The 24,222-nt window shown below is 48.2% G+C and carries 20 protein-coding genes and 2 tRNA genes; 18 read left to right on the top strand and 4 right to left on the bottom strand.

Going from position 1 to position 24,222, the window contains the following annotated elements:
• Positions 1 to 13 precede the first annotated feature (13 nt).
• Positions 14 to 1,603, bottom strand: a complete 1,590-nt coding sequence (locus tag EJE48_RS03130; protein ID WP_124984296.1) for a hypothetical protein — start codon at positions 1,601 to 1,603, stop codon at positions 14 to 16.
• 291 nt (positions 1,604 to 1,894) lie between these two features.
• Between EJE48_RS03130 and EJE48_RS03125 the strand changes: the two genes are divergently transcribed.
• The 4 genes from EJE48_RS03125 to EJE48_RS03110 all read left to right on the top strand — a co-directional run bounded on the left by EJE48_RS03125 (position 1,895) and on the right by EJE48_RS03110 (position 5,196).
• Positions 1,895 to 2,338 carry an ACT domain-containing protein gene (locus EJE48_RS03125; protein ID WP_016406816.1) on the top strand — a complete coding sequence of 148 codons (444 nt, stop codon included), beginning with the start codon at positions 1,895 to 1,897 and terminating at the stop codon, positions 2,336 to 2,338.
• A gap of 88 nt (positions 2,339 to 2,426) precedes the next feature.
• Positions 2,427 to 3,329 (top strand): homoserine kinase, encoded by a 903-nt coding sequence (gene thrB / locus EJE48_RS03120; RefSeq protein WP_016406817.1) that lies wholly within the window; start codon positions 2,427 to 2,429, stop codon positions 3,327 to 3,329.
• 44 nt (positions 3,330 to 3,373) lie between these two features.
• Positions 3,374 to 4,615: an aspartate kinase gene (locus tag EJE48_RS03115; protein WP_016406818.1), complete on the top strand. Its 1,242-nt coding sequence runs from the start codon at positions 3,374 to 3,376 to the stop codon at positions 4,613 to 4,615.
• A gap of 77 nt (positions 4,616 to 4,692) precedes the next feature.
• The gene (locus EJE48_RS03110; RefSeq protein WP_118579971.1) at positions 4,693 to 5,196 is read left to right on the top strand and encodes an HD domain-containing protein; all 504 of its coding nucleotides are present in this window, start codon (positions 4,693 to 4,695) and stop codon (positions 5,194 to 5,196) included.
• Positions 5,197 to 5,295: 99 nt separating this feature from the next.
• Here the strand turns inward: EJE48_RS03110 and EJE48_RS03105 are convergent.
• Positions 5,296 to 5,366: transfer RNA gene (locus EJE48_RS03105), tRNA-Gly, on the bottom strand.
• Between the two features lie 184 nt (positions 5,367 to 5,550).
• Here EJE48_RS03105 and murA point away from each other — a divergent pair.
• The 4 genes from murA (at position 5,551) to EJE48_RS03085 (ending at position 9,838) form a co-directional block, all read left to right on the top strand.
• Positions 5,551 to 6,813 carry a UDP-N-acetylglucosamine 1-carboxyvinyltransferase gene (gene murA / locus EJE48_RS03100; protein WP_118580472.1) on the top strand — a complete coding sequence of 421 codons (1,263 nt, stop codon included), beginning with the start codon at positions 5,551 to 5,553 and terminating at the stop codon, positions 6,811 to 6,813.
• A 195-nt stretch (positions 6,814 to 7,008) separates the two neighbouring features.
• Positions 7,009 to 8,859: an ATP-dependent zinc metalloprotease FtsH gene (gene ftsH / locus EJE48_RS03095; protein ID WP_118579968.1), complete on the top strand. Its 1,851-nt coding sequence runs from the start codon at positions 7,009 to 7,011 to the stop codon at positions 8,857 to 8,859.
• 121 nt (positions 8,860 to 8,980) lie between these two features.
• Complete coding sequence (locus EJE48_RS03090) at positions 8,981 to 9,694, top strand: M48 family metallopeptidase (RefSeq protein ID WP_118579965.1); 714 nt, start codon at positions 8,981 to 8,983, stop codon at positions 9,692 to 9,694.
• A gap of 70 nt (positions 9,695 to 9,764) precedes the next feature.
• Positions 9,765 to 9,838 (top strand) — tRNA-Met (locus EJE48_RS03085).
• A gap of 541 nt (positions 9,839 to 10,379) precedes the next feature.
• On the opposite strand, the gene EJE48_RS03080 is transcribed toward EJE48_RS03085, so the two are convergent.
• Positions 10,380 to 10,700 carry a helix-turn-helix domain-containing protein gene (locus EJE48_RS03080; protein WP_118579962.1) on the bottom strand — a complete coding sequence of 107 codons (321 nt, stop codon included), beginning with the start codon at positions 10,698 to 10,700 and terminating at the stop codon, positions 10,380 to 10,382.
• A gap of 296 nt (positions 10,701 to 10,996) precedes the next feature.
• Here EJE48_RS03080 and EJE48_RS03075 point away from each other — a divergent pair, with 296 nt between their 5' ends.
• From EJE48_RS03075 to EJE48_RS03050, 6 genes are all read left to right on the top strand, one after another.
• Positions 10,997 to 11,629, top strand: a complete 633-nt coding sequence (locus EJE48_RS03075) for a Crp/Fnr family transcriptional regulator (RefSeq protein WP_118579959.1) — start codon at positions 10,997 to 10,999, stop codon at positions 11,627 to 11,629.
• Between the two features lie 163 nt (positions 11,630 to 11,792).
• On the top strand, positions 11,793 to 14,066 hold the full coding sequence (locus EJE48_RS03070) for a stalk domain-containing protein (RefSeq protein WP_118579956.1): 2,274 nt from the start codon (positions 11,793 to 11,795) through the stop codon (positions 14,064 to 14,066).
• A gap of 266 nt (positions 14,067 to 14,332) precedes the next feature.
• The gene (locus EJE48_RS03065) at positions 14,333 to 15,595 is read left to right on the top strand and encodes a UDP-N-acetylglucosamine 1-carboxyvinyltransferase (protein WP_016407583.1); all 1,263 of its coding nucleotides are present in this window, start codon (positions 14,333 to 14,335) and stop codon (positions 15,593 to 15,595) included.
• 83 nt (positions 15,596 to 15,678) lie between these two features.
• The gene (locus EJE48_RS03060; protein ID WP_118580469.1) at positions 15,679 to 16,467 is read left to right on the top strand and encodes an MBL fold metallo-hydrolase; all 789 of its coding nucleotides are present in this window, start codon (positions 15,679 to 15,681) and stop codon (positions 16,465 to 16,467) included.
• A gap of 12 nt (positions 16,468 to 16,479) precedes the next feature.
• Complete coding sequence (rlmH, locus tag EJE48_RS03055; RefSeq protein WP_016407581.1) at positions 16,480 to 16,959, top strand: 23S rRNA (pseudouridine(1915)-N(3))-methyltransferase RlmH; 480 nt, start codon at positions 16,480 to 16,482, stop codon at positions 16,957 to 16,959.
• 27 nt (positions 16,960 to 16,986) lie between these two features.
• The gene (locus EJE48_RS03050) at positions 16,987 to 17,178 is read left to right on the top strand and encodes a hypothetical protein (protein ID WP_124984295.1); all 192 of its coding nucleotides are present in this window, start codon (positions 16,987 to 16,989) and stop codon (positions 17,176 to 17,178) included.
• 58 nt (positions 17,179 to 17,236) lie between these two features.
• Here EJE48_RS03050 and murC read toward each other — a convergent pair whose 3' ends face one another.
• A complete protein-coding gene (gene murC / locus EJE48_RS03045) occupies positions 17,237 to 18,610 on the bottom strand; it encodes a UDP-N-acetylmuramate--L-alanine ligase (protein ID WP_124984294.1) in 1,374 nt (457 codons plus the stop codon).
• A gap of 369 nt (positions 18,611 to 18,979) precedes the next feature.
• Here murC and EJE48_RS03040 point away from each other — a divergent pair, with 369 nt between their 5' ends.
• The 4 genes from EJE48_RS03040 (at position 18,980) to EJE48_RS03025 (ending at position 23,985) form a co-directional block, all read left to right on the top strand.
• A complete protein-coding gene (locus EJE48_RS03040; RefSeq protein WP_124984293.1) occupies positions 18,980 to 20,251 on the top strand; it encodes a glucose-1-phosphate adenylyltransferase in 1,272 nt (423 codons plus the stop codon).
• 3 nt (positions 20,252 to 20,254) lie between these two features.
• Positions 20,255 to 21,373 (top strand): glucose-1-phosphate adenylyltransferase subunit GlgD, encoded by a 1,119-nt coding sequence (gene glgD, locus EJE48_RS03035; protein ID WP_124984292.1) that lies wholly within the window; start codon positions 20,255 to 20,257, stop codon positions 21,371 to 21,373.
• Between the two features lie 171 nt (positions 21,374 to 21,544).
• Positions 21,545 to 22,915, top strand: a complete 1,371-nt coding sequence (gene glmU / locus EJE48_RS03030; RefSeq protein WP_118579941.1) for a bifunctional UDP-N-acetylglucosamine diphosphorylase/glucosamine-1-phosphate N-acetyltransferase GlmU — start codon at positions 21,545 to 21,547, stop codon at positions 22,913 to 22,915.
• A gap of 107 nt (positions 22,916 to 23,022) precedes the next feature.
• On the top strand, positions 23,023 to 23,985 hold the full coding sequence (locus EJE48_RS03025; protein ID WP_016407575.1) for a ribose-phosphate diphosphokinase: 963 nt from the start codon (positions 23,023 to 23,025) through the stop codon (positions 23,983 to 23,985).
• The last annotated feature ends 237 nt before the right edge of the window (positions 23,986 to 24,222 follow it).

Raw genomic sequence — 24,222 nt, 5'->3', positions numbered from 1 at the left:
ATGTTTTTATTTATCAGAAAAGCTCGTCCATTTTCTCTAATTCAATCATTTTCGGGCTTTGCTCTGTTACACGGGGATACATCAGATAGGGATTGCCCTTGCCCTTTTCCAGAATTTCCAGCCTGAGGTAAGCGGCTCTGCTATGGGTGGGGTAAAGAAGCAGCGTTGTGCCGACGGAAAGGGGCAGCTCCTGCAGCATTTTTCCGTTTGCCTTATTTAAGGAACGCTTGGAGCCATTCGCGGAATATTCCAGAGGGAAGCCGTTTCGATCGGGGACGGAGAGGAGATAATCTGCCATATCCTCCAGCGCAAACGCGCCGCAGAGATCTCTGCAAAGGACGTTGACATCCATATCCTGCCCAACCTCGATAATCTTCCACAAATCCGCATCCCCACTCTGGGAGATTTTCAGGGAAAGCACATCGGGGACAACCTCTGTGAGGAAAAGCAGCTCCTGCTCCTGCGCCTCTGCCTCCTGCAGCACCGCCGCCTGCAGCTGCTCATAGGGCATGGTCTGCGGCATCTGCTGCTTATCGACATCAATGATATCGGGATCTGCGAAAAGCTCCTTTCCCAAGGCGGTCAGGCTATAATAGGTCGGGGGTGTGAACAGCTCTGCGCCGACATTATGCTCCATCAGAATGAGAGAGGCAAGCGTATTCACCAAGGGATAGAACTGCATGGGGGTGAAGGCAATCGGACGGATGAAGCGGAAAAAGACGCTCATGGGGGTCAGGAACCACTTATCCAGCATGATGCCCGTAAAGAGGAAGGAGGAAACAATGGAGCGTTCCTCTGCGTTCAGCTTTTCGGGCGGCGTGCGCCAGATTTCTTCGATATCCACATCGACCCGTTTATAGAAATCTATAAAAATGCGGTCAACCTCCTGATTGCTTTCCAGTAAATGATAGAAAAAATCGGGGGGTGCTATGCCGTCCTCCAAATCCATGGCTTCAATGAAGCGCTCGGATGCAAGCGTGCAGGCGGATTCCCCCAGCTGAAAGAGGATATCGGCTGTGGGCTGTGCGAAAAAGGCATCACACTCCGAGGCAGGCTGTACCCTCTGGGTATGAATGGAGGGCATGGGAGTCAGAAGCCCATGCAGCCACGCCAGACGGGTGAGATATTCCAGATAAAACTCTGCACGGAGACTTAGCTGTGCCAGAATTTCCTTTTTTTCTTCTTCTAAAAGCATCCCGTTTTCATCAGTTGCGCGATCGGGCGTGCAATAGCCGATGAGTGCCTGCAAATCCGCCACGAGGGGGTGCTTCTGGGTGGAATAGGTCATGAGGGAGAAGTGATATTCGGAGGTGAACTCCAAATCGGACTGCTCCTCCGCCGCTTTGGTATTCATAATATACGCATATTCGATTTTTGCATCGGAATCCCTTTGCAAATCCAATGCAAAGAGATTGGCAGGGGAAAGGATGGTTTCCTGCGCCAATGCCGCATAATACCACTTGCCGAACACCAGAGGGGCAATTTCAAGCAGGGGGCGGCGACAGGGGGCATCCATTTTCTGCCGCATATTTTCATATCCGTTCAGGAAAAGACCAAGAAGGGGTGCATGCTTTGCCTGCACGGAATTCGTTTGTTTTATCATCTCAAAACTCCTTTGTCTGCGGTTATTTTCGCCGCAAGCATAATCATCTTATTCTAACAGAAAAAAACGGATTTTAAAACCGCAAAGCGAAAAAATTAGTGCTGTTTGAGAGAATTTGACGGAAAAGCTGACAAAAATAAATGAAAAAAGACGATTTTTTTTCAAACAACGGAAAAAATTCATCTGGGAAGGACATTTTTTTAGATTTGTACTTGTCAAGCAACAGAATTTATGATATAGTCCTTATGTCAAAAACAAATGTTTTTAAAACAAAAACAGGAGGAAAACGCAGTGAAGGAAGATAAGAATTATTATATCGTAGATAAAGCCGTACTGCCCGAAATTTTTTTGAAGGTGATGGATGTCAAAAATCTTTTGGAAAGCAAGAAGGAAAAAACGGTACAGGATGCGGTGAACCGTGTAGGCATCAGCCGCAGTGCGTTCTATAAATATCGGGATGCGGTACATCCTCTTTACGAAAACACGAGAGGAAAGACCGTAACCATTTCCATGAACCTGGACCATACGAGAGGACTTCTGTCCTCTGTTTTAAACAGCATTGCATCCGAAGGGGCAAGTATTCTGACGATTAACCAGACCATCCCCATCAACAATATTGCGAACGTTACCGTAACGATTGAAACGAATGAAATGCAGGGCGAGCTGGGCAGATTGATGACACGCATTGAGGGTCTGGCAGGGGTACAGTCTCTGCGAATCGTTGCAAGGGAATGATTGCGGGGGAACAAAAAGTAAGGCGGAAGCAGAAAAAGAAAGAAAAAATCAATAAGAAATACTTCGTGTAATAGGAGGGAATGAAAACATGATTCATATTCAGATTCCGGCGACATCCGCAAACATGGGTCCCGGTTTTGACAGCATCGGCGTAGCAGTGCAGCTTTATAACCACATTTGGGTGGAGGAGCAGACAGACGGCTTAACGATCGAGGTAAGGCGGAAGCAGGAGCTTGAGGTTCCCACCGATGAAACGAATCTAATCTATCAGACGATGAAATTTTTCTATGAGAAGAAGGAACTGCCTATGCCGGGGATTCACCTGATTCAGGAGGACTACATCCCCATGGTGCGAGGGCTTGGCAGCAGTGCGGCGTGCATTGTCGGGGGGCTTCTGGCGGCAAACGAGCTGGCAGGCAGACCCTGCACCAGAGACGAGCTGGCACAGATGGCGGCTATGCTGGAGGGACATCCGGATAATTCCAACCCTGCGCTCTTTGGCGGCATGGTGGTCGGCGCACAGAATGAAAAAGAAATGAAATATGTTCGCTTGGAGTTGCCAGAGGATTTGGTTTTTGCTATAATGGTTCCTGATTTTCCTGTATCTACCGCTGCCTCCAGAGGAGTTCTGCCCGACAGCTACACAAGGAAGGATGTTGTATTCAACGCATCCCGTGCGGCGCTTCTGGTGGCATCTGTAATGACGGGAAATTATGAAAATTTCGATATGGCCATGCAGGACAAGGTGCATCAGCCCTACAGGGCGCAGCTGATTGACGGCATGGAGGAAATTTTTCGGCATGCCAAGGATTTTGGCGCGGTTGCCAGCTATTTGAGCGGTGCGGGCTCTACCTTGATGGCAATGGTGACAAAGGAGAAGGCAGAGAGATTCGAAAGAGAAATGTCTGCATACCTGGGCACCCTTCCGCATAACTGGAAGCTGCAGCTTTTGCAGGCGGACAGAGTGGGCGCAAGGGTGGAGAGAGAGTAATTCCGCCAAGGAAAGTTGGACAAGAGTACAGGAGGAAAAAGACGATGTTGATTGTGCAGAAATACGGCGGCAGTTCCGTCGCAAATGCCGAAAGAGTGTTTAATGTTGCAAAGCGCATCATGCGTACAAGAATGGAAGGGAATGACGTTGTGGTTGTATTGTCCGCACAGGGCAAGACAACAGACGGCCTGATTGCGAAGGCAAAGGAAATCAACGCCAAGCCCAGCCGCAGAGAAATGGATATGCTGCTTTCTACAGGGGAACAGCAGTCTGTTGCGCTGATGGCAATGGCAATCAGTGCGATTGGCGGCAGAGCGGTTTCTCTGAATGCGGCACAGGTTGGGATTGAAACCACAAATACATACAGCAATGCGCGCATCCGCCATATCAATACAGAGCGGATCGAAAACGAGCTGGATGAAGGCAGTATCGTATTGGTGACAGGGTTCCAGGGGGTAAATGCCATTGGCGATACCACCACACTGGGGCGCGGCGGTTCCGATACCTCCGCGGTTGCTCTGGCGGCGGCCCTCAATGCAGATATGTGTGAAATTTATACAGACGTAGAGGGTGTTTACACGGCAGATCCCCGTGTGGTGCCGGATGCGGTAAAATTAGATGAAATCAGCTACGATGAAATGCTGGAGCTGGCCTCTTTGGGTGCAAAGGTGCTGCACAGCCGTTCTGTTGAGGTAGCGAAAAAATACAATGTGAAATTGGTTGTACGTTCCAGCATGTCCGAAGCGGAAGGTACAGAGGTGAAGGAGGACGTTAAGATGGAAAGAATGCTGGTTAGCGGCGTTGCAGCAGATAAGAAAGTATCCCGTATCTCTATCATGGGTATCAATGATGAACCCGGTAAGGCATTTGAGGTATTCTCTTTGATGGCGAAGGAAAAGGTAAGCGTAGATATTATTTTGCAGTCCACAGGTGCAGACGGCAAGCAGAATATTTCCTTTACCATTGGCGAGGATGATCTGGATATTGCGCTAAAGGCTCTGGAAAAGAACAAGGAACGCCTGACAGCGAGAGAAATCGTGCATGACGAAAACACAGCGAAGCTTTCTATTGTTGGCGCAGGCATGGCAACCAACCCCGGCGTTGCGGCAATGTTCTTTGAAGCAATGTATGACGCAGGGGTAAATATTCAGATGATTTCCACATCCGAAATCAAAATCACTGTGCTGATTGCGAAGGATGACGTAGATGCGGCTATGGTTGCGGTACATGATAAATTCAAGATGGCATCCGTAAACATGAGAAAGGCAGCGGATACGGAGGAATGATTTCTAAGTCGAAAGTCGGCACCTGAGTGCCGACTTTTTTGATACTGCTTTTTCTGAAAAAGGAAGGAGGAGGTGCCATGAAACGAAACGAAAGGCTTTCAGCGAAGGACAGAAGGCTGCTCAAGGAAACGCTGAAGGAGCTGAACCGACAGGGGCGGCTACAGGAGGAAAAGCTGGCGAAGCAGCATGGCAGCACCTCGGTTTATCAGCACAGCATCAATGTGGCATACCTGAGTCTCTGGCTTGCAGGCAGGCTTCCGCTGCGGACAGACCGCGGGGCACTGGTGCGCGGGGCGCTTTTGCATGATTATTTTCTGTATGACTGGCATAAGAAGGATGACGGGCATCGCTGGCATGGATTTCGCCACGGAAAAACAGCGGCGAGAAACGCAAAACGGGACTATCGGCTGAACCGATTGGAGGAATATATCATTGCAAGGCACATGTTTCCGCTGACGGTTCTGCCGCCGAAATCCAAGGAGGGGTGGATGGTCTGTCTGGCGGATAAATGGTGCGCGGCGGAGGAAACGGTGCGCCCGTTTTTCAGAATTTTCAGAAAAAGAGGGAACCCTCATAAATAAAAAAGAGAGAAGTATAAAAAAGCGAGATCTTAGGGAAAGCAAGACCTCGTTTTTTTAATTTCCGCAAAAGAAAAAGCCCTTGCAAACGCAAGGGCAAAAAGCGGATGACGGGAATCGAACCCGCCTCTAAAGCTTGGGAAGCTTTCATTCTACCAATGAACTACATCCGCATGGATTTATTTGTTACTAAATCATTATACTCTGAACTGCTGCTGATGTAAAGTCCTAATTTCATATAAATTCTTTTCTTTTTTTGACATTTTTTCGTATACTTTCTTTTTCGTCAGGAGACTTAGTTTTCTTTTGACGGGCATACTAGCAACAGTGATTCTGAAAGGATGCGAGGGATGCGGGATGGAAAAATTTGTGATAACGGGAACAGAAGAAGGGCTGCATGGCAGGGTAAAAATCAGCGGTGCGAAAAATGCGGTTTTGCCGATTCTGGCGGCGTGTCTGTTGACAGAGGAGGTCTGCGAGATTCAGAATGTACCGCCACTTGCGGATGTGCGGCACATGGCGGAGCTGCTCACGGAGCTGGGCGCGCGGGTAGAATATGATGCGGCGGCGGAGAAGATGTGCGTGCAGGCGACAGAGCTTACGCATGTGGAAGGGGCATACGAAACGGCAAGAAAGATGCGTGCCTCCTTTCTGGCGGCAGGGGCGTTATTGGCAAGATGCGGTGCGGCAAGGCTGCCCCTGCCCGGCGGGTGTCAGATTGGAAGCAGGCCGATTGACCTGCACTTAAAGGGCTTTCATCTGATGGGGGCGAAAAGCAGACAGGCGCATGGGATGGTGGAATTACAGGCGAAGGCACTCAGGGGCAGTGACATTTATCTGGATTTTCCAAGCGTGGGTGCAACGGAGAATATCCTGCTGGCGGCAACACGGGCGAAGGGGATTACAACGATTGAAAATGCGGCGGCAGAGCCGGAAATCTGCGATCTGGCGGATTTTCTGCGGAAGATGGGCGCAGAAATTGAAGGGGACGGCACGGACACGATTACGATTCGGGGCGGAAAGGAGCTGCACGGCGCAGTGCATCGGGTCATTCCCGACCGTATGGAGGCAGGGACATTTTTAGCGGCGGCGGCAATTACGGGCGGTGATATCATTCTGGAAAATGTGCAGGAGGAGCACCTGAAGCCTGTACTGGCAAAGCTTGCGGAATGCAACATCAAAACGGAGCGGACGGCGGAGGGAATACGGGTCTGGCGAAGGGGCAGGCTCTGCGGTGTGCAGGTAAAGACCATGCCCTTTCCCGGCTTTCCGACCGATATGCAGGCACCCTTTATGAGCCTTTTGGCAGTGGCGAAGGGAACCAGCGTGATGACGGAAACAATTTTTGAAAACCGTTTTTCTCATGTGGGAGAGCTGCAGCGGATGGGGGCGAATATCAAGATTGACAGCCGCAGTGCGGTAATCGAAGGGGTGGAAACGCTGACGGGGGCAAAGGTGCGCGCAACCGACCTGCGCGCAGGTGCGGCACTCATTTTATCCGCATTGGCGGCGAAGGGCGAAACGGAAATCAGTGATATTTATCACATTGAACGAGGCTATGACAGGATTGACGAAAAGCTGCGGCGGCTGGGGGCGGATATCCGCAGGGAGGAGGAATAAATATAAAATATAATAGGAAGGAACTGCCTTTTATTTACAAAACGTTTACAATTCGTTCATGAGGCGGAAATGCTTTTCTTTTATCCTATATTTTAGTATTATAAAGGGGGAGTTTCTACTCCCTGCTACATAGAGAGTGTTTAGTGAAAGAGTGTTTAGTGAATTTGTTTGGAAGAAGAAAGCGAGTTGTGGTCTATGGATGTGAATAACCAACGAAAGCCTTTATTATATTATTGGCTGATTGCACTGCTGATTATGGGAGTAATCAATATGTTTTTCCTGCCCTTTATGACGAAGAACACCATAGAGCAGGTGAATTATGATGTTTTCCTGACGCAGATGCAGAATAAAAATATCTCACAGGCAGAGGTGAATGAGGATGTCATTTATTTCTATCTGAAGGATGAGGACAAATCGGATAAAGCAGGCACAACAATTTTTTCGGAGAACACCCAGAAGGTATACTCTACCGTAAGGATGGATGACCCGCAGCTGGTAGAGCGGCTGTATAACGCAGGGGCATCCTTCGGAGAGGTGAAGCCGAGGGAGGTTTCCCCCTGGTTCAGCACGCTTGTGATGTTTGTTGTGTTCTTCCTGCTGTGGCAGTTTGTGATGAAAAAAGCCATGAGCAAGATGGGCGGCATCGGCAATGCGATGTCCTTCGGGAAATCGAATGCGAAGGTATATGTGAAGGCGCAGACGGGCAAGACCTTTAAGGACGTTGCAGGGCAGGATGAAGCGAAGGACGCATTGCGCGAAATTGTGGATTTTCTGCATAATCCCCAGAAATATACGGAAATCGGCGCATCCATGCCAAAGGGCGCATTGCTCGTAGGCCCTCCCGGAACAGGGAAAACACTGCTGGCGCAGGCGGTTGCGGGCGAGGCAGAGGTTCCCTTCTTCTCCATTTCCGGCTCGGAATTTGTGGAAATGTTTGTCGGCATGGGCGCGGCAAAGGTGCGTGACCTCTTTAAGCAGGCAAACGAAAAAGCACCCTGTATCGTATTTATTGATGAAATTGATACCATCGGGAAAAAGCGTGACGGCAACGGCATGGGCGGCAACGATGAGCGGGAGCAGACCCTGAACCAGCTGCTGACGGAGATGGACGGCTTTGACGGCAGAAAGGGTGTTGTTATTCTGGCGGCAACGAACCGCCCCGAAACACTGGATAAGGCACTGCTGCGTCCCGGTCGATTCGACAGAAGAATTCCCGTGGAGCTGCCTGATTTGAAGGGCAGAGAGGCAATTCTCAAGGTACATGCGGAAAATGTCAAGATGGAAGGCGGAATTGATTTCGGCACAATCGCAAGGGCAACCTCGGGTGCCTCCGGTGCGGAGCTTGCGAATATCATCAATGAAGCGGCGCTGCGTGCGGTACGCATGGGGCACAATCGCGTAAAGCAGGAGGACCTGATGGAGAGCGTTGAGGTGATTCTGGCAGGCTACCAGAGAAAGGGTGCTGTGATTTCTCCGGAGGAAAAGAAAATCATTGCATACCACGAGGTTGGACACGCATTGGTTGCGGCAAAGCAGAAAAATTCCGCTCCCGTGCAGAAGATTACGATTATTCCCAGAACCAGCGGTGCATTGGGCTATACCTTGCAGGTGGATGAGGGCGAAAAATCGCTGATGAGCAAGGAGGAACTGTTCAATAAGATTGCAACCTTTACCGGTGGGCGTGTGGCGGAGGAGCTGAAGTTTGGCTCCATCACGACAGGTGCATCTAACGATATTGAGCAGGCAACACGCCTGGCAAGAGGGATGATTACACGCTTCGGCATGAGCGAGGAATTCGGCATGGTTGCACTGGAAACCATCAATAACCAGTATCTCGGCGGCGACACCTCTCTGGCTTGCTCCAATGAAACCGCAACGAAGATTGACGCGGCTGTGGTTGCTGTGGTGAAGCAGGCGCATGAGAAGGCTGTGGGCATTATTCGGGAGAATATGAATAAGCTGGATGAAATTGCACAGTTCCTTCTGGAAAAGGAAACGATTACAGGCGAGGAATTTATGGAAATTCTGAACCGTACAGAGGAATAAAACGGAATATCAAAAATAGCGGGACTTCACGGAGTTCCGTTATTTTTATACATAAAAGATAGACAATTTTTTTACGGAAGTGTAAAATAGAAAGGAAGTTCTGAGAGGAAGGGGAATACCCATGTCGGTGCATACGGTGCAATATGAAGGGATTGAAATTGAATACGAATTGACGCGCAAAAACGTGAAGTATATCAACCTGCGTGTGAATAAGCATGGCAAGGTGGTTGTTTCTGCGGGGGAGCAGGTGCCCTTTGCGGTGATTGATGAATTTGTGCAGTCCAAGGCGTTCTGGATTATTACCCATCTGGCAGAGATTGAGAAGATTAGGAATGAGATTTCCGATGCGAGCCTGTATGACGGGAAAACGGTGTATTACCTCGGCAAGCCCTATCGGCTCAGACTGGAACGCGGCGAACAGCGGATTACGGTTGCGGAGGATACCATTCTGCTTTCCTCCCCGAAGCTGTATTCCGATGTGCTGAAGGCGGAATATCTGGCTTGGCTGAAGGCGCAGGCGGAGAAGAAATTTGCGGAAATTATGGATAGAATATATCCCTTGGTGAAAGAATATCATATAGCAAGGCCGGAAATTAAAATCCGAAATATGAAAAGCATCTGGGGTAGCTGTACTACAACGGGCAGCACGATTCGGTTGAACCTGCAGCTGCTGAAGGCGGATGAGGCTTGTATTGAGCAGGTGGTGCTGCATGAGCTGCTGCATTTTCGGTATCCCAATCATGGGAAAGCCTTTTATGACCTTCTGGGACGGCTGATGCCGGATTGGAGGGTGCGGAAGGAGCGACTGGATAAGAATTTCAAGGATGGGATATAAAATCGGGAGGGGGATTTGACAAATCCCCGCTTTGGGGGTATAATAGGTAATGATAATAAATTCATATTGACGCGGAGTAGAGCAGTCCGGTAGCTCGTCGGGCTCATAACCCGGAGGTCGCAGGTTCAAATCCTGTCTCCGCAATCAAAAAGAGAGATACAAGAGAAAATCTTGTATCTTTTTTTATGCCCTGCGACCGACGGGTTTCCGGGGCTGCAGCACCGACCGCTGCCGGTGGCAGAAGAAGGAAGGTGATGCAGGCGAGAAATCGGGAGTTCCGCAGACAGAACGCAGAGAGGGAGAGCGGGCGACCAGATTTCGAGGTGGGCAAGGCAGGTTCAAATCCTGTCTCCGCAAGCGAAAAAGGGATACAAGAGAAAATCTTGTATCTTAGGGTGTCGACAAAGTCGACACCCTAAGTCGAAATCAGGATTTCGACTTGCTAAGACAGAAGAATAAACAGACGAGTTCCATCAGCTTAAAAGCCTCGAAACTCGCTGTTTTCCTCGCCGGAAGTGAATTCCGACTGCGGATTCCATTTGGGAAACGGATTTGTTTCCCAAGCCCTTCCGCTGCCTCAAAATTACTTTGTCTACAGTCTGAGATACAAGAGAAAATCTTGTATCTTTTTTTATGCCCTGTGACAGACGGGTTTTTACAGATTTAGGAATCGGAAAAAAGAAAATCAATAGGGATGATTGGAGACCAGCCCATTTACAATACGAAGGATACTATCAAGCTGGGCAGCATCAAGGCGCTTGAGCTGCTCTGTGAGGGTGTGGATTTTTTCGGGATGCTCTGACTCCAGATCGAAAAATTCCATTGGGGTGATGTTCAGATAGTCACAGATTTCAAAAAAATTGGACATGGAAGGGAAGGTCTTATTGTTTTCAATGCTGTTGATGTAGCCGGGGTTCTGCCCGAGGGAAAGACTCATATCCCTTGCGGAAACGCCCTTTGCCATACGCAGCTGTACCAATCTTTTGGAAAATGCCTCTTTACACATGCTTGTATCACCTCCATGTGTCATATTATATCTAATAAAAAACTTGAAATATTCTATATAATCAGTTATTTTTGACTAGATATCGGTTTGTACCTAATAAACAGATAGAAAATAGAAGAAGAAAACAAATGTATCAAAAAATTTTCATTTTTCTTGAAAATATTTGAAAATTGCTCTTAAAAATGCTAGGATATTGACATAGGTCAATGAAAGGGTTTGATTTTTATGTTATGTTGTAGGAAACAGCAAAAACTCATGAAGCATGATGAACCTTATAAAACAAGGAAGAAGATGTATTGGCAGAAAGACAAGGCTTAGAGGTTTGGGGATATCGTATGTGTATGAAAGACAGGATGAGACGGTTTCTGGTGGATGTTCTGGACATCCATAATAAAGATGTAATCGAAAAAGTTATTGGTATTTCCAGCACCAGGCACTACCCGAAGGGGCGGGCACTGTACAATCAGGGAGAACCGGTGGATACCTGCTGCTTCCTGATGGAAGGCGTGACGGGCGCATTTCTTTATACGACGGGCGGAAAGCAGATTTCGGATGATTTTTCTTTTGTATCCGGCGAGATGATTACGCCGTTTACGAACCGGCAGAGAAAAGCGCTGACCTCTGTGGTCGCGATGTCGAATGTAGATGTTTTTGTGATTGCCAATATGGATGTAATCACGCTGTTTAGAACCTATCCGGAATTTCAAACAATCCTTTTTGAATGGCTGATGCAGGCGTACCACAAGCAATGGGCGCTCAAAAGTGCGCGGTATCAGATGGCGGCGAAGGAGCGGTATCTTTTCTTTTTGAAGGAATATGAGGGGCTGGAGGATGTGGTCAGCGACCGTTTTTTAGCTTCGTTTTTAGATATGTCGCCGGAGACGCTGAGCCGGCAGAAGCGGTGCCTGCGGGAGGAAAAGCCCGATTGAAGCAACGGAAGGAAGGCATCTTTCACATTTTTCTCAAAGGAGGATGTGCGAATATAAGAAGCGGAGAGGCGAAGGGGGGAGATGCAGCGAGAAAGAAGGCTGTTTGAAATAGAAAAAAAGGGTTTTCAAAGGAACGGAAAAATAAAGAAAGGTTGAAGGAAAAATGAAAAAGAAAAAATACCTTGCGATTTTCATGGCAATGAGCATGGCAACTGCAACTGCACCTGTGACAGCATTGGCAGATGATGTGGCAGACACAACAGGTACAGAAAGCGGTGCAGGGGCAGGCGAAAGCGGCAGTGGTGAAACTGGCAGTACAGGTGAAACTGGCAGTGAAAATGGCGGCACAGAAGGCGGTAGCACAACAGCACCTGATACACCTGCCGAAAACGAAGGTGTTAAGACTATTGATGAGTTAAATGCCGCAATTACTGCCGCAGGGGAAACAGAAACTACTATTAAACTTGCTGCTGATATCAGAGGGGATGTTGTAGTACCTGAAAAGGCAAATATTACAATCTACCTGAATGGTAAGAGGATTACAAACAGTGTTGGGCACACAATTATGAATAACGGCACCTTGACTATTAAGGGTGAAGGTACAGTTGATAATATTACTCACGGGAAAGCAGCTCTCTATAATAAGGGGACGGTTACTTTAAACGGAGGTACTTTTGACCGTACTCAAGAAAATGGTAAAAGTGATAGTTCTTCTGGCGGTAACTCCTATTACACCATCAAGAATGTTGGTAATATGACCATTAACGAAGGCGTAAACGTGCTGACAGCGGAGGGGAATGACGAGTTGGGCAGATTCTCCAGCCTTGTTGCGAATGGTTACTACAATGGTACTACATACGACAACGACAAGGGAGTGGATAACCCTACGTTGATTATCAATAATGGTACCTTCTCGGGAGGTCTGAATACGATTAAAAATGATGACCGTGCAGAGTTGACTATTAACAACGGTACATTCAAGAATTTCTATCAGGCAACTGTTCAGAATCATAATATTGCAACAATCAACGGTGGTACCTACAAAGCTGCAAGTGATGCAAGCAGTACAGGAAAAGAAACCTACGGTGTTTATAACTGTGGTTGTGGTGTTAATATTGACCTTGGTACATTGACTGTAACCGGCGGTATCTTTGAAGGTGCGGATTATGCGATTGCTGATGTCAGCAGTCAGCCTGCTATTGTGAATATTTCTGGTGGTTGCTTTAGTGGTGCTAAAGGTGCAATTGTTAAAGGTACAAACTCTAATGCTACAATCTCTATCTCCGGCGGCACTTTCTCCGATAAGCCTGCCAATGCTTATGTAGCAGAGGGCTATAAAGCAATTCAGGTTAAAGGTGACAAATACGTTGTAACGAACAAGATTGCTCTGGACAAAACAAGCACAAGAATCCGCAGAGGTTACACAGACACACTGAAAGCCATCGTAGAAGCAAACGGCAAAACATACGAAGTAGCAGACCCTATAACATGGGCAAGTGATAAAGAAGCAGTCGCAACTGTAGAAAATGGCGTTGTTACAGGTGTAGACTATGGTAGTGCAACCATCACAGCAACACTGGGCGGTGTAACAGAAGCACCCACAACACCCGGAGAAACAGAAACACCTGATACAACAGATGCGCCTACAACTCAGGCAGAAGGTGATACAGCAACAGGTGACGGCACAGATACAGACGGTGACAATACACCTTCTAACATACTGACGGCAAGCTGCACCGTAACAGTATTCAAGAAATCTTCTTCCAGCTCCTCCTCCGGCGGTGGCGGCGGCAGCAGTGTTACAAAATACGGTGCAACCATCTCTGACAGCAAAAACGGTGCTGTAACCGCAAGCGCGGCAAAGGCAGAAACAGGTGACAAGGTTATTCTGACACCCAAGGCTGACGAGGGCTATGCACTGGATAAGATTACCGCAAAGGACAAGGACGGCAAGGAAGTTAAGCTGAAAGCAGAAAAGGACGGCACATACTCCTTCACCATGCCGAAGGGCGGCGTAACCGTTGATACAACCTTCAAGCAGGCAGAGGGCGCAGCCAACACAGACAAGCCCGCAGCAGCAACAAAGACAATCCTTCTGCAGATTGGCAGCACAGCAGTGATTGTGGACGATCAGGCAATCATCAACGATGTTGCACCCGTAATCCGCAACGACAGAACTCTGGTTCCCATCAGAGTCATCACAGAAGCACTGGGCGGTCAGGTTGCTTGGAACGAAGCCGCAAAAGAGGTTACTCTGACTGTTAACGGCAAGGAAATCAAAATGACTATCGGCAAAGCTCTGGAAAAATACGGCGTTGCTCCTGTTATCATCGGCGGCCGCACCTTTGTACCCGTTCGCTTTGTAGCGGATGAGCTGGGCGCAGTGACCACATGGGACGATGCAACAAAGACTGTAACAATTCAGGCGGTAAAATAAATTTTTCCGAAAATCTTAGCTGAAAACAATCAAAATGGCGTTCATCCGCAAGGATGGACGCTGTTTTCTGCTTTCGGGAAGAAGTGGGGCGAAAAATACAGCCCTCGAAAAAAAACACTTTCCACTGCACCGTTTTCGTGATATAATTCTAATGTTATAGGGCGAAATATAGAGAAAAACGACTACTTTTTGGGGAACGGCGGCTTTTTCGCCTGTTCAGAGATATAGATTGTCCTTTGGAATTGATTGGAAGGATGAATGTTTTTATGGATAAATTAGTTGTAAGGGGCCGAAAAAGATTGACCGGAGAGGTTACCATCAGCGGTGCGAAAAACGCGGCGGTGGCTGTTATTCCGGCGGCGGTAATGGCAACCGGAGTGAGTGTACTGGAGAATCTTCCCAGTATTGAGGACGTTAGAAATATCTGTCATACCATTCAGGAAATGGGCGGTAAATGCAGATTTTTAGATAAACATACTTTGGAAATTGACTGTAACGAGGGTGTCAGCTATCAGGCGACCTTTGAGGGCGTGCAGAAAATGCGCGCATCCTATTATCTCATCGGTGCGCTTTTGGCACGCTATAAAAAGGCAGAGGTGGCAATGCCCGGCGGCTGCAATTTTGGCAAACGCCCCATTGACCTGCACCTGAAGGGCTTCCGTGCGCTTGGTGCAACCGTCATTGAGGAGGACGGCATGGTGAAGGCTTATGCCGAAAAGCTGATTGGTACTTCCATCTACATGGATCAGGTGAGCGTTGGCGCGACCATCAATGTCATGCTTGCGGCAACCATGGCGGAGGGCACCACAACGATTGAAAACGCGGCAAAGGAGCCGCATGTGGTAGATACTGCAAACTATCTGAACATGATGGGGGCAAATATCAAGGGCGCAGGGACAGATGTGATTCGTATTAAGGGCGTTCCCGAACTGAAGGGCGCGCAGTATACCATCATTCCCGACCAGATTGAGGCAGGCACCTACATGATTGCGGCGGCGATTACGGGCGGCGATGTGCTGGTGAAGAATATCATTCCCAAGCACATGGATTCCCTGACAGCAAAGCTGGAGGAAATGAATGTGAAGGTGGCGGAATGGGAGGATTCCATTCGCGTGATGGCGGATGAGCCCTTGCGTGCGGTAAATGTAAAGACCATGAGCTACCCCGGCTTCCCGACGGATTTACAGCCTCAGATTGCAACGCTTCTTGCGGTCTGCAACGGGACAAGTGTGCTGACGGAAAATGTCTGGGAAAACAGATATCAGTACATGGGTGAGCTGCGTAAGCTGGGCGCAGATGTGGAAATTAACGGCAGAGTGGCAACCATCCACGGCATTAAGCATTTCAGCGGCGCGGAGGTTTCCGCAACAGACCTGAGAGCAGGCGCGGCAATGATTCTGGCGGCACTGGCGGCAGAGGGCGAAACCATCATTGACGGCGTGCGTTATATCGACAGAGGCTATGAGGATGTCGAGGAAAAATTCAGAGCCATGGGCGCGGATATCGACCGTATCCCCGGCGAGCAGTAAAAAGAGAACAAGAGAGCCTCGGAGCAGTTCCGAGGCTTATTTTATGGAAAAACACGAAGGAAAAGAGGTGAACCGGCTTGCGGATGGAATTTTGCACCATCGCCAGCGGCAGCAGCGGCAACTGCACCTATATCGGGACGGATTACACGAAAATATTGATTGATGCAGGCATCAGTGGCAAGAAAATCGAGGAAGGACTTGCAAATTTGAAGCTGACGGGCGACAAAATCGATGCGCTGTTTATCACCCATGAGCATGTTGACCATATCAAGGGGGCAGGCATCCTTTCCCGCAGGTTTGATATCCCCATTTTTGCCACGGCGGATACCTGGGCGGCGATGGAGGAAGGCCTTGGGCGGATTGCGCCGAGCAACAAGCGGATTGTGTATGCGGATGAGGTCTGCGCGGTGAATGACCTTTGCGTGAAGCCGTTTCGGATTCCGCATGATGCGGCAGAGCCGGTCGGCTATAACGTCTTTTCGGGCGAGAAAAAAATCACACTGGCAACCGATATCGGGCATGTGACGGATACGATTCGGGAAAGCATAGAGGACAGTGATGTGCTGCTTTTAGAGGCAAATCATGATGTGGAAATGCTGAAAAAGGGCGGTTATCCATGGTCGCTGAAGCAGCGGATTCTGGGCGAAAACGGACATCTTTCCAACCATACGGCAGGAAGGCTTCTGGCAGAGGTGATGACGGGAAAGATGAAATATGTTTTTTTGGGGCACCTCAGCGAGGAAAACAATAACCCCCATCTGGCGTATGAAACAGTAGAGGAAATCCTGCGGAACAACCGCATTGAGGTTGGCACGCATGTAAAAATGGATATGGCGAGCCGTTTTCAGAATGGCGTGAAGGTGGAACTGTAACGGAGGGTTGGCATGAAGGTTACGGTCGTTTGCGTAGGCAAATTGAAGGAAAAATACTGGCGCGATGCCATCGCGGAATACAGCAAGCGGTTGAGCCGTTATATGAAGCTGGAGATTATCGAGCTGGCGGATGAAAAGGCACCCGAAAACATGAGCGATGCACAGGCGGCGGAGGTCAAGGAAAGGGAAGGACAGCGGATTCTGAAAAACGTGAAGGACGATGCCTTTGCGGTGGCGCTTGCGGTGGAAGGAAAGATGCTTTCCTCCGAGGAGCTGGCAGAATTTATGGCGAAAAAGAGCGTTGGCGGCGTGAGCCATATCGTGTTCATCATCGGCGGCTCTCTGGGGCTTTCCCCTGCGGTGATGCGGCGCGCGGATTATGCACTCAGCTTTTCCAGAATGACATTTCCGCACCAGATGATGCGCGTGGTTTTATTGGAGCAGATTTACCGCTCGGAGCGGATTCAGCGCAACGAGCCATATCATAAATAAAGAAATTGCGAGAAAGGGAAGATTGCAATGAAAAAAGGCATGAAAATTGTGCGGTTTATCGGGATTGTGTGCTGGTTTCTGGCGCTGTTCATTCTGATTAACGGGCATCAGGAGAAGAAAAAAGCGGCAGAAGAGGCGGCAAAGCAGCCTGCCATTGTAACGGAAACAAAAGAAACGAATGACGGAGCTACACCAAGCACCGTGATTTTCCCCGAATAAAAAAGAAAGCGTTCTCAAATGGAATATCCTAAAGAGAACGCTTTTTTATGTTTTCGACTTAATTTTCTAAAAACGCTTCGCCGATTTTGAACACATCCCCTGCGCCGACCGTCAGAAGTAAATCCCCTGCCTTGCAGTTTTTCTCCAGATAGGAGCGGATGGCATCAAAATCCCCGACATATCTTGCGGATTTGCCTGTTTTCGCGATTCTGTCCGCAAGCATGGCGGCGGAAATGGTGCCGTCATCGGATTCCCTTGCGGCATAGATATCCGCAATGATGACTTCATCTGCATCGGTGAATGCTTCGCCGAATGCATCAAAGAGGAACTTCGTTCTGGAATAGGTGTGCGGCTGGAATACGCACCAGGTTGTACGGTGCTGCACCTTTTTTGCCGCCGCCAGTGCCGCCTTGATTTCTGTGGGGTGGTGCGCATAATCATCAATGACAACAACGCCGTTTTTTTCGCCTTTTTTCTGGAAGCGGCGTTCTGTGCCCGTAAAATGCAGAAGCCCCTTTTGGCAATCCGCAGGACAGACACCTACAAAATGTGCCGCCGCAATGGATGCCACCGCATTTGTGATATTATGGTCTCCGGGTACATTCAGATGGAAATTCCCGAATAATTCGCCTTTATAATATACATCAAAGGTATTCTTGCCGTCCGGCTCATGGATGATATTTTTCGCCTGCCAGTCCGCACCGTCCGCCAGTCCGAAGGTTTCTACGGTGCAGTCCAGTCCCTGTGTCAGCTCTGCCACGTTTTCAATCGCCTGATTGATAACCAATGCACCCTTCGCAGGGATACGCTCTGCAAAGGCATGGAAGGAGCGGCGGATATTCGCAAGGTTTTTGAAATAATCCAGATGGTCGCTTTCCACATTCAGAATCACACCGACGAAGGGCTTGAACTGCAAAAAGCTGTCGAAATATTCGCATGCCTCGGCAACGAAATACGGAGAGTGACCGATTTTCAGGTTACTGCTGATGGTAGGCAGGATGCCGCCAACCGTAATGGTGGGGTCTGTCCCTGCGGCAAGCAGGATTTCGGAAACCATGGATGTGGTTGTAGTCTTGCCATGTGTGCCTGCAACGGCAATGGAATCCTCATATTCCGCCATGATTTCGCCCAGCAGTCTGGCTCTGTCCATCAGGGGGATATGCTTTGCCTGCGCCGCCTGATATTCGGGGTTATCAGGATGGATTGCCGCGGTATAGACCACTAAATCTACATCATCCGTGATGTTTTCCGCCTTGTGTCCGAAGTTGATATGAATCCCCAAATTCTGCAGGTGCTTTGTCACAGGGGATTCCTTGATATCCGTACCGGAAACGATACAGCCCTTATCTGCCAGAATTTCTGCCAGACCGGACATGCTGATGCCGCCGATGCCGATGAAATAAATGTGTTGTCCTTTTTGAAATGTTGTCATATTCTATCGCCTCAAAATCTATTAAATGGGTTCAAATTTTTCTGAAATTTAACAAAATCATCATATAGTTTAACCTTCATTATAGTATACTGGCATGAGAAAGGCAATCTTTTCTCTGCGTTTTCTTTTTCTGTGTTTTATATTTTATACAGAAAGCACCGGAAATAAACCCATACGGGCGCAGGAGCAACGTGCAAATTTTCTCAATCAGAAAAAAGGAAAGAGAAAAAGCCAATCGAAATAAGGCGAAATTTCGGCACAGATGCCGTAGATAATCTTTGCAAGTTTATTTTCCTATGCTATAATAATCAAAACAGAGCCTATGACTTTGTTACATATATACAACCTGAAAAGATAGGGGTGGGTAATATGCGTAAAAAAGAAATGATAGCAATGCTTCTGGCGGGTGGACAGGGCAGTCGTCTGGGCGTGTTGACAAGAAAGGTGGCAAAGCCTGCCGTTGCATACGGGGGGAGATATCGTATCATCGATTTTCCGCTGAGCAACTGCATTAACTCCGGTGTGGATACCGTCGGCGTGCTGACACAGTATCAGCCGCTGCGTTTGAATCAGCATATCGGGATTGGGATTCCATGGGATCTGGATAAGAAAAACGGCGGTGTGACGATTCTTGCACCGCATGTGAAAACAGGGGATTCCGGCGAATGGTTCAACGGGACGGCAAACGCCATTTATCAGAATATTGACTTTATCGACAGCAATAATCCGGAATATGTGCTGATTCTTTCCGGTGACCACATTTATAAAATGGATTATTCCAAGATGCTTGCCTTCCATAAGACGCACAATGCAGCGGCAACGATTGCCGTTATGGAGGTGCCGATGGAGGAAGCAAACCGCTTCGGCATTATGAATACCGAGGACGGCGATAAGATTTACGAATTTGAGGAAAAGCCGGAAAGCCCCAAGAGCAATCTTGCTTCCATGGGGATTTACATATTTACATGGGACAGACTGCGTGATGCGTTGATTGAGGATAATTCCATCCATCCGGACAGCGATTTCGGCAAGCACATCATCCCTAAAATGCTGGATGAGGGACAGCCCATGTATGCATGGCGCTTCGATGGATACTGGAAGGATGTCGGCACCATTCAGTCCTATTGGGAGTCCAATATGGATTTAATCCGCACCCTGCCCGAATTCAACCTCTACGAGGATTTTTGGAAGATTTATACCAACAGCGACCATCAGCCGCCGCAGTATACGGCACCCGGCTCAAAGACAGAGGAAGCGCTGCTTTCTGACGGCTGTGAGATTTACGGTACGGTCTGTCGCTCCATCATCGGCCCCGGTGTTGTGGTGGAAAAGGGGGCAGTGGTGAAGGATTCCATCATCATGGCAGGCACGATTATCGGCGAAAATGCTTTGGTTGACCATTGCGTCATTGATGAAAAATGCAGCATCGGCAAAAGTGTGCAGATGGGTGTCGGGGAAAATATCCCTAACGAGGCAAAGCCTAATATTTATAATACAGGCATCACCGTTCTGGGCATGAACAGCAGTGTTCCCGATGGGATTGTGATGGGGAAAAACTGCGTGATTTACGGCAGAACCTTCCCGGAGGATTATCCCGACGGCAGATTGGAAAGCGGCAAGGCCGTTGTACGGGAGGTGTAACAGATGAAAGCAATCGGTATTATTTTGGCAGGCGGCAATAACGACGGCAGACTGGGCGTTCTGACCGACCATAGAGCGGCGGCGGCATTGCCCATCGGCAGCTGCTATCGCGCCATTGATTTTACATTGAGCAATATGTCCAACAGCGGCATTGGGAAGGTGGCTGTGCTGACGCAGTATAACTCTCGTTCCCTGCGCGACCATCTGATGTCATCCAAATGGTGGGACTTCGGCAGAAAGCAGGGCGGCTTGTTCGTATTCACGCCGTATACCAGCAATGCAGGCTCTACATGGTTCCGCGGCACGGCGGATTCCATTTATCAGAATATGACCTTCCTCAAGCGCAGCAATGAGGAATACGTTGTGATTACCTCCGGCGATTCCATCTATAAAATGGATTACCGTAAGGTGCTGGAATATCATAAGGAAAAAAATGCGGACATTACTGTGGTTTATCAGAAAATGACGGGAAAGGATTTATCCAAATTCGGTATTTTGCAGATGGATGCGGACAATAAGCTGGAGGGCTTCGAGGAAAAGCCGGAGCAGCCGAAATCCGATGCGGCCTCCCTGGGGATTTATGTTATCTCCAGAACGCTGCTCATCAATCTGCTGAATCAGATTATCCCCGAAGGCAGATACAGTCTGGTAAAGGATATTATCATCCGCTTTATCCATACGCTGAAAATCTACGGCTATGAATATGATGGCTACTGGAATGCCATCGGCACAGGCATTGCGGCTTATTTTGAGACGAATATGGATTTCCTGAAAAAGGATATCCGTGATCATTTTATCAACGAATATCCCTATATTGAAACAAAGCCGAAGGATGAGCCCCCTGCAAAATACAACAGGGGCGCGGATGTGACGGATTCCATCGTCGGCAGCGGTGCGATTTTTGACGGGAAGGTGGAGCATTCCGTTGTGTTCCGTAGGGTGCGTGTCGGCAAGGGCGCAGCTGTAAGGAATTCCATTCTGATGGAGGGCTGCCAGATTGGCGAAAACTGCGTAGTGGAAAATGCTATCTTCGATAAGGAGGTTGTCCTTTCCGCAGGACAAAGAGTCATCGGCGTTTCCTCCGAGGAACCGGCAGTGCTGAAAAAGGGCACAAAATTATAAATCGGATTTTAAGAACGAAAAGCAGGGAGTTTTCTCTGCTTTTTTTCTTTTCCGGAAATCATTTTTTAGTAAAAGAGTATATTGAATTTTATAGGGAAAAATGCGATACTAAAATGTATGTATACAATATCTTGAAAAATATTTCGCCCTTTGGCGTAGGAGGAAAAATAAATGAGACAGTTGAAAGCAATCATTCTGGCTGCCGGCGAAGGCTCCCGTATGAAATCCAAGAAACCTAAGGTACTCCATGAAATTCTGAATAAGAGCATGGTGGATTATGTGATTGAAACCGCAAAAGGCTGTGGCGCAGAGGACGTTTGCGTTGTGGTTGGGCATAAGGCGGAGGAGGTTAAGGCAGGCATCCGCGCGGAAGGCATCTCCTTTGCTTTGCAGGCAGAGCAGAAGGGCACAGGACATGCTGTTATGATGGCAGGCGATTTTATTGATGAAAGCAGTGATATGCTGATTCTCTACGGGGATACGCCGCTGATTACAGGCGAAACCCTGACAAAGCTGGTTGAGGTACACCGTACAGAGGGACACAGCGTAACTGTGGTTTCCTCTAAAATAGAGGACCCTGCCGGCTACGGGCGCATCATGCGCGATGACCACGGCGGCTTTGAACGCATTGTGGAGCATAAGGATGCAACAGATACACAGAGAATGATTAACGAAATCAACACAGGGATTTATATTTTCAACGGCAGGGAATTGAAGGAATCCCTGGGCAAGCTGAATAACAATAACGCGCAGGGGGAATATTACCTGACAGATTGTCTGGAGCTGATTTTGAAGGCAGGCGGCAAGGTGGAGGCTGTTGTGGCAAAGGATGCCGATGAATTTTTCGGTGTAAACAGCCGTGTACAGCTTGCGGAAGCTGCAAAAATCATGAAGCACCGCATCAACCGTAAGCACATGGAAAGCGGTGTTACCCTCGTGGATCCCGAAAATACCTATATCGGCAGTGATGTTAAAATCGGTATGGATACGGTGATTTTGCCCGGCTGTGTGCTGGAGGGCAATACGGAAATCGGGGAGGACTGCGAAATCGGCCCCAATTCCAGACTGACAGATACCAAGCTTGGCAATGGCGTGAAATTCCAGACCTCTACGGCAATCGAATCCGAAATCGGCAACGAAACCACCGTTGGGCCTTTCGCGTATATCCGCCCGAACTGCCATATCGGCAACAGGGTGAAGGTTGGCGACTTCGTTGAGGTGAAAAATTCCACCATTGGCGACGGCACAAAAATTCCCCATCTTTCTTATGTTGGGGATACCGATGCAGGCGAAAAAATCAACTTCGGCTGCGGCAGCATTATGGTAAACTATGATGGCAAGAAAAAGCACCGCACTACCATTGAGGATAATGTTTTTGTCGGCTGCAATGTAAATCTGGTTGCACCTGTAACCGTGAAGAAGGGCTCCTACATTGCCGCAGGCTCCACCATCACAAAGGATGTGCCTGAGGACGTTTTGGCGGTTGCCAGAGCAAGACAGCAGGTCATCGAAGGCTGGACAAAAAAGAGAATTGAAAGATAATTTGAAAAAATTGTCGAATAGCGGTTGAAATTGATTGTTTTTCGGTGTAACATAATATTGTATGTGCTTATATAACCTAAAATTATTTTTTATAGGGGGACAGATAAATGCTTAATTCCGGCATCAGCAACATTAAAGTTTTTGCCTGCAATTCCAACAAAACGCTGGCAAATGCAATCGCAGATAAGCTTGGTCTGAAACTGGGCGACTGTGAAGTAGAAAAGTTCAGCGACGGTGAGATTTCCGTAAAGATCAATGAAACCATTCGTGGCGCAGATGTATTCATCATCCAGTCCACATCCTATCCCGTAAACGATAACCTGATGGAGCTGCTCATCATGATTGACGCAATGAAGCGTGCATCCGCAGCAAGAATCACAGCCGTTATGCCTTATTACGGCTATGCTCGTCAGGACAGAAAAGCAAGAGCGAGAGATCCCATCAGTGCAAAGCTGGTTGCAAATATTCTGACAAGCGCAGGCGCAAGCCGTGTGCTGACAATGGATCTGCATTGTGCGCAGATTCAGGGCTTCTTCGATATTCCCGTAGATAATCTGGTTGGCAGCCCTCTCTTGACAGACTTCTACATCAAAAAATTCGGCGATTCTCTGGAAAGAGATTTTGTTGCGGTTTCTCCCGACCTGGGCAGCGTAACAAGAGTCAGAAAATTTGCGGAAAAGCTGAATATTCCTATTGCAATTATTGATAAACGCAGACCGAAGGCAAATGTCAGCGAGGTTATGAATATCATCGGTGACATCAAGGGTAAAAAGGTTATCCTGCTGGATGATATGATTGATACCGCGGGTACCATTACAAATGCAGCCAATGCGCTGATTGAAAGAGGTGCAATCGAGGTAGATGCCTGCTGTACACATGGCGTTCTGAGCGGTCCTGCCATCGAAAGAATCGAAAAATCCGCAATCAAGGAGCTGTTGGTTCTGGATACCATCGAGCTGCCTGAGGAAAAGAAAATCGACAAGATTACAATGGTTTCCGTTGCAGATATTTTCGCAGATGCAATCAACTGCATCCATAACGGCGTTTCTATTTCTCAGCTGTTTGACTGATTCGCATTGCGCCGAAAAATTCACAAAATCATGACAGAAAAAACTCCCAAATACAAAAATGGGAGTTTTTCTTTTTATTTACTGAAAAATAGTGCAGTGAGAGGAGATATTTTTAGCAGTTATGGGTAAAAAAAATAATATCCAAAAAGCGGTAGCCAAACCTCGGCGGAAACTGGTGTTTTTTTAGCGTTTTGGGAAAAATGGGTTTGGCAAAACTGCCAATTTTACAGAAACTCG

The sequence above is a fragment of the Anaerotignum faecicola genome, from assembly GCF_003865035.1.
GTDB classification, from domain to species: domain Bacteria; phylum Bacillota; class Clostridia; order Lachnospirales; family Anaerotignaceae; genus Anaerotignum_A; species Anaerotignum_A faecicola.
This window is presented reverse-complemented; position numbering and strand designations above follow the sequence as displayed.

What these genes read in the sequence shown, in the direction of transcription:
- EJE48_RS03130 (WP_124984296.1), bottom strand. Translation starts at nt 1,603, where the DNA reads ATGATAAAACAAACGAATTCCGTGCAGGCAAAGCATGCACCCCTTCTT.
- thrB (WP_016406817.1), top strand. Translation starts at nt 2,427, where the DNA reads ATGATTCATATTCAGATTCCGGCGACATCCGCAAACATGGGTCCCGGT.
- EJE48_RS03115 (WP_016406818.1), top strand. Translation starts at nt 3,374, where the DNA reads ATGTTGATTGTGCAGAAATACGGCGGCAGTTCCGTCGCAAATGCCGAA.
- EJE48_RS03110 (WP_118579971.1), top strand. Translation starts at nt 4,693, where the DNA reads ATGAAACGAAACGAAAGGCTTTCAGCGAAGGACAGAAGGCTGCTCAAG.
- murA (WP_118580472.1), top strand. Translation starts at nt 5,551, where the DNA reads ATGGAAAAATTTGTGATAACGGGAACAGAAGAAGGGCTGCATGGCAGG.
- ftsH (WP_118579968.1), top strand. Translation starts at nt 7,009, where the DNA reads ATGGATGTGAATAACCAACGAAAGCCTTTATTATATTATTGGCTGATT.
- EJE48_RS03090 (WP_118579965.1), top strand. Translation starts at nt 8,981, where the DNA reads ATGTCGGTGCATACGGTGCAATATGAAGGGATTGAAATTGAATACGAA.
- EJE48_RS03080 (WP_118579962.1), bottom strand. Translation starts at nt 10,700, where the DNA reads ATGTGTAAAGAGGCATTTTCCAAAAGATTGGTACAGCTGCGTATGGCA.
- EJE48_RS03070 (WP_118579956.1), top strand. Translation starts at nt 11,793, where the DNA reads ATGAAAAAGAAAAAATACCTTGCGATTTTCATGGCAATGAGCATGGCA.
- EJE48_RS03065 (WP_016407583.1), top strand. Translation starts at nt 14,333, where the DNA reads ATGGATAAATTAGTTGTAAGGGGCCGAAAAAGATTGACCGGAGAGGTT.
- EJE48_RS03060 (WP_118580469.1), top strand. Translation starts at nt 15,679, where the DNA reads ATGGAATTTTGCACCATCGCCAGCGGCAGCAGCGGCAACTGCACCTAT.
- rlmH (WP_016407581.1), top strand. Translation starts at nt 16,480, where the DNA reads ATGAAGGTTACGGTCGTTTGCGTAGGCAAATTGAAGGAAAAATACTGG.
- EJE48_RS03050 (WP_124984295.1), top strand. Translation starts at nt 16,987, where the DNA reads ATGAAAAAAGGCATGAAAATTGTGCGGTTTATCGGGATTGTGTGCTGG.
- murC (WP_124984294.1), bottom strand. Translation starts at nt 18,610, where the DNA reads ATGACAACATTTCAAAAAGGACAACACATTTATTTCATCGGCATCGGC.
- EJE48_RS03040 (WP_124984293.1), top strand. Translation starts at nt 18,980, where the DNA reads ATGCGTAAAAAAGAAATGATAGCAATGCTTCTGGCGGGTGGACAGGGC.
- glgD (WP_124984292.1), top strand. Translation starts at nt 20,255, where the DNA reads ATGAAAGCAATCGGTATTATTTTGGCAGGCGGCAATAACGACGGCAGA.
- glmU (WP_118579941.1), top strand. Translation starts at nt 21,545, where the DNA reads ATGAGACAGTTGAAAGCAATCATTCTGGCTGCCGGCGAAGGCTCCCGT.
- EJE48_RS03025 (WP_016407575.1), top strand. Translation starts at nt 23,023, where the DNA reads ATGCTTAATTCCGGCATCAGCAACATTAAAGTTTTTGCCTGCAATTCC.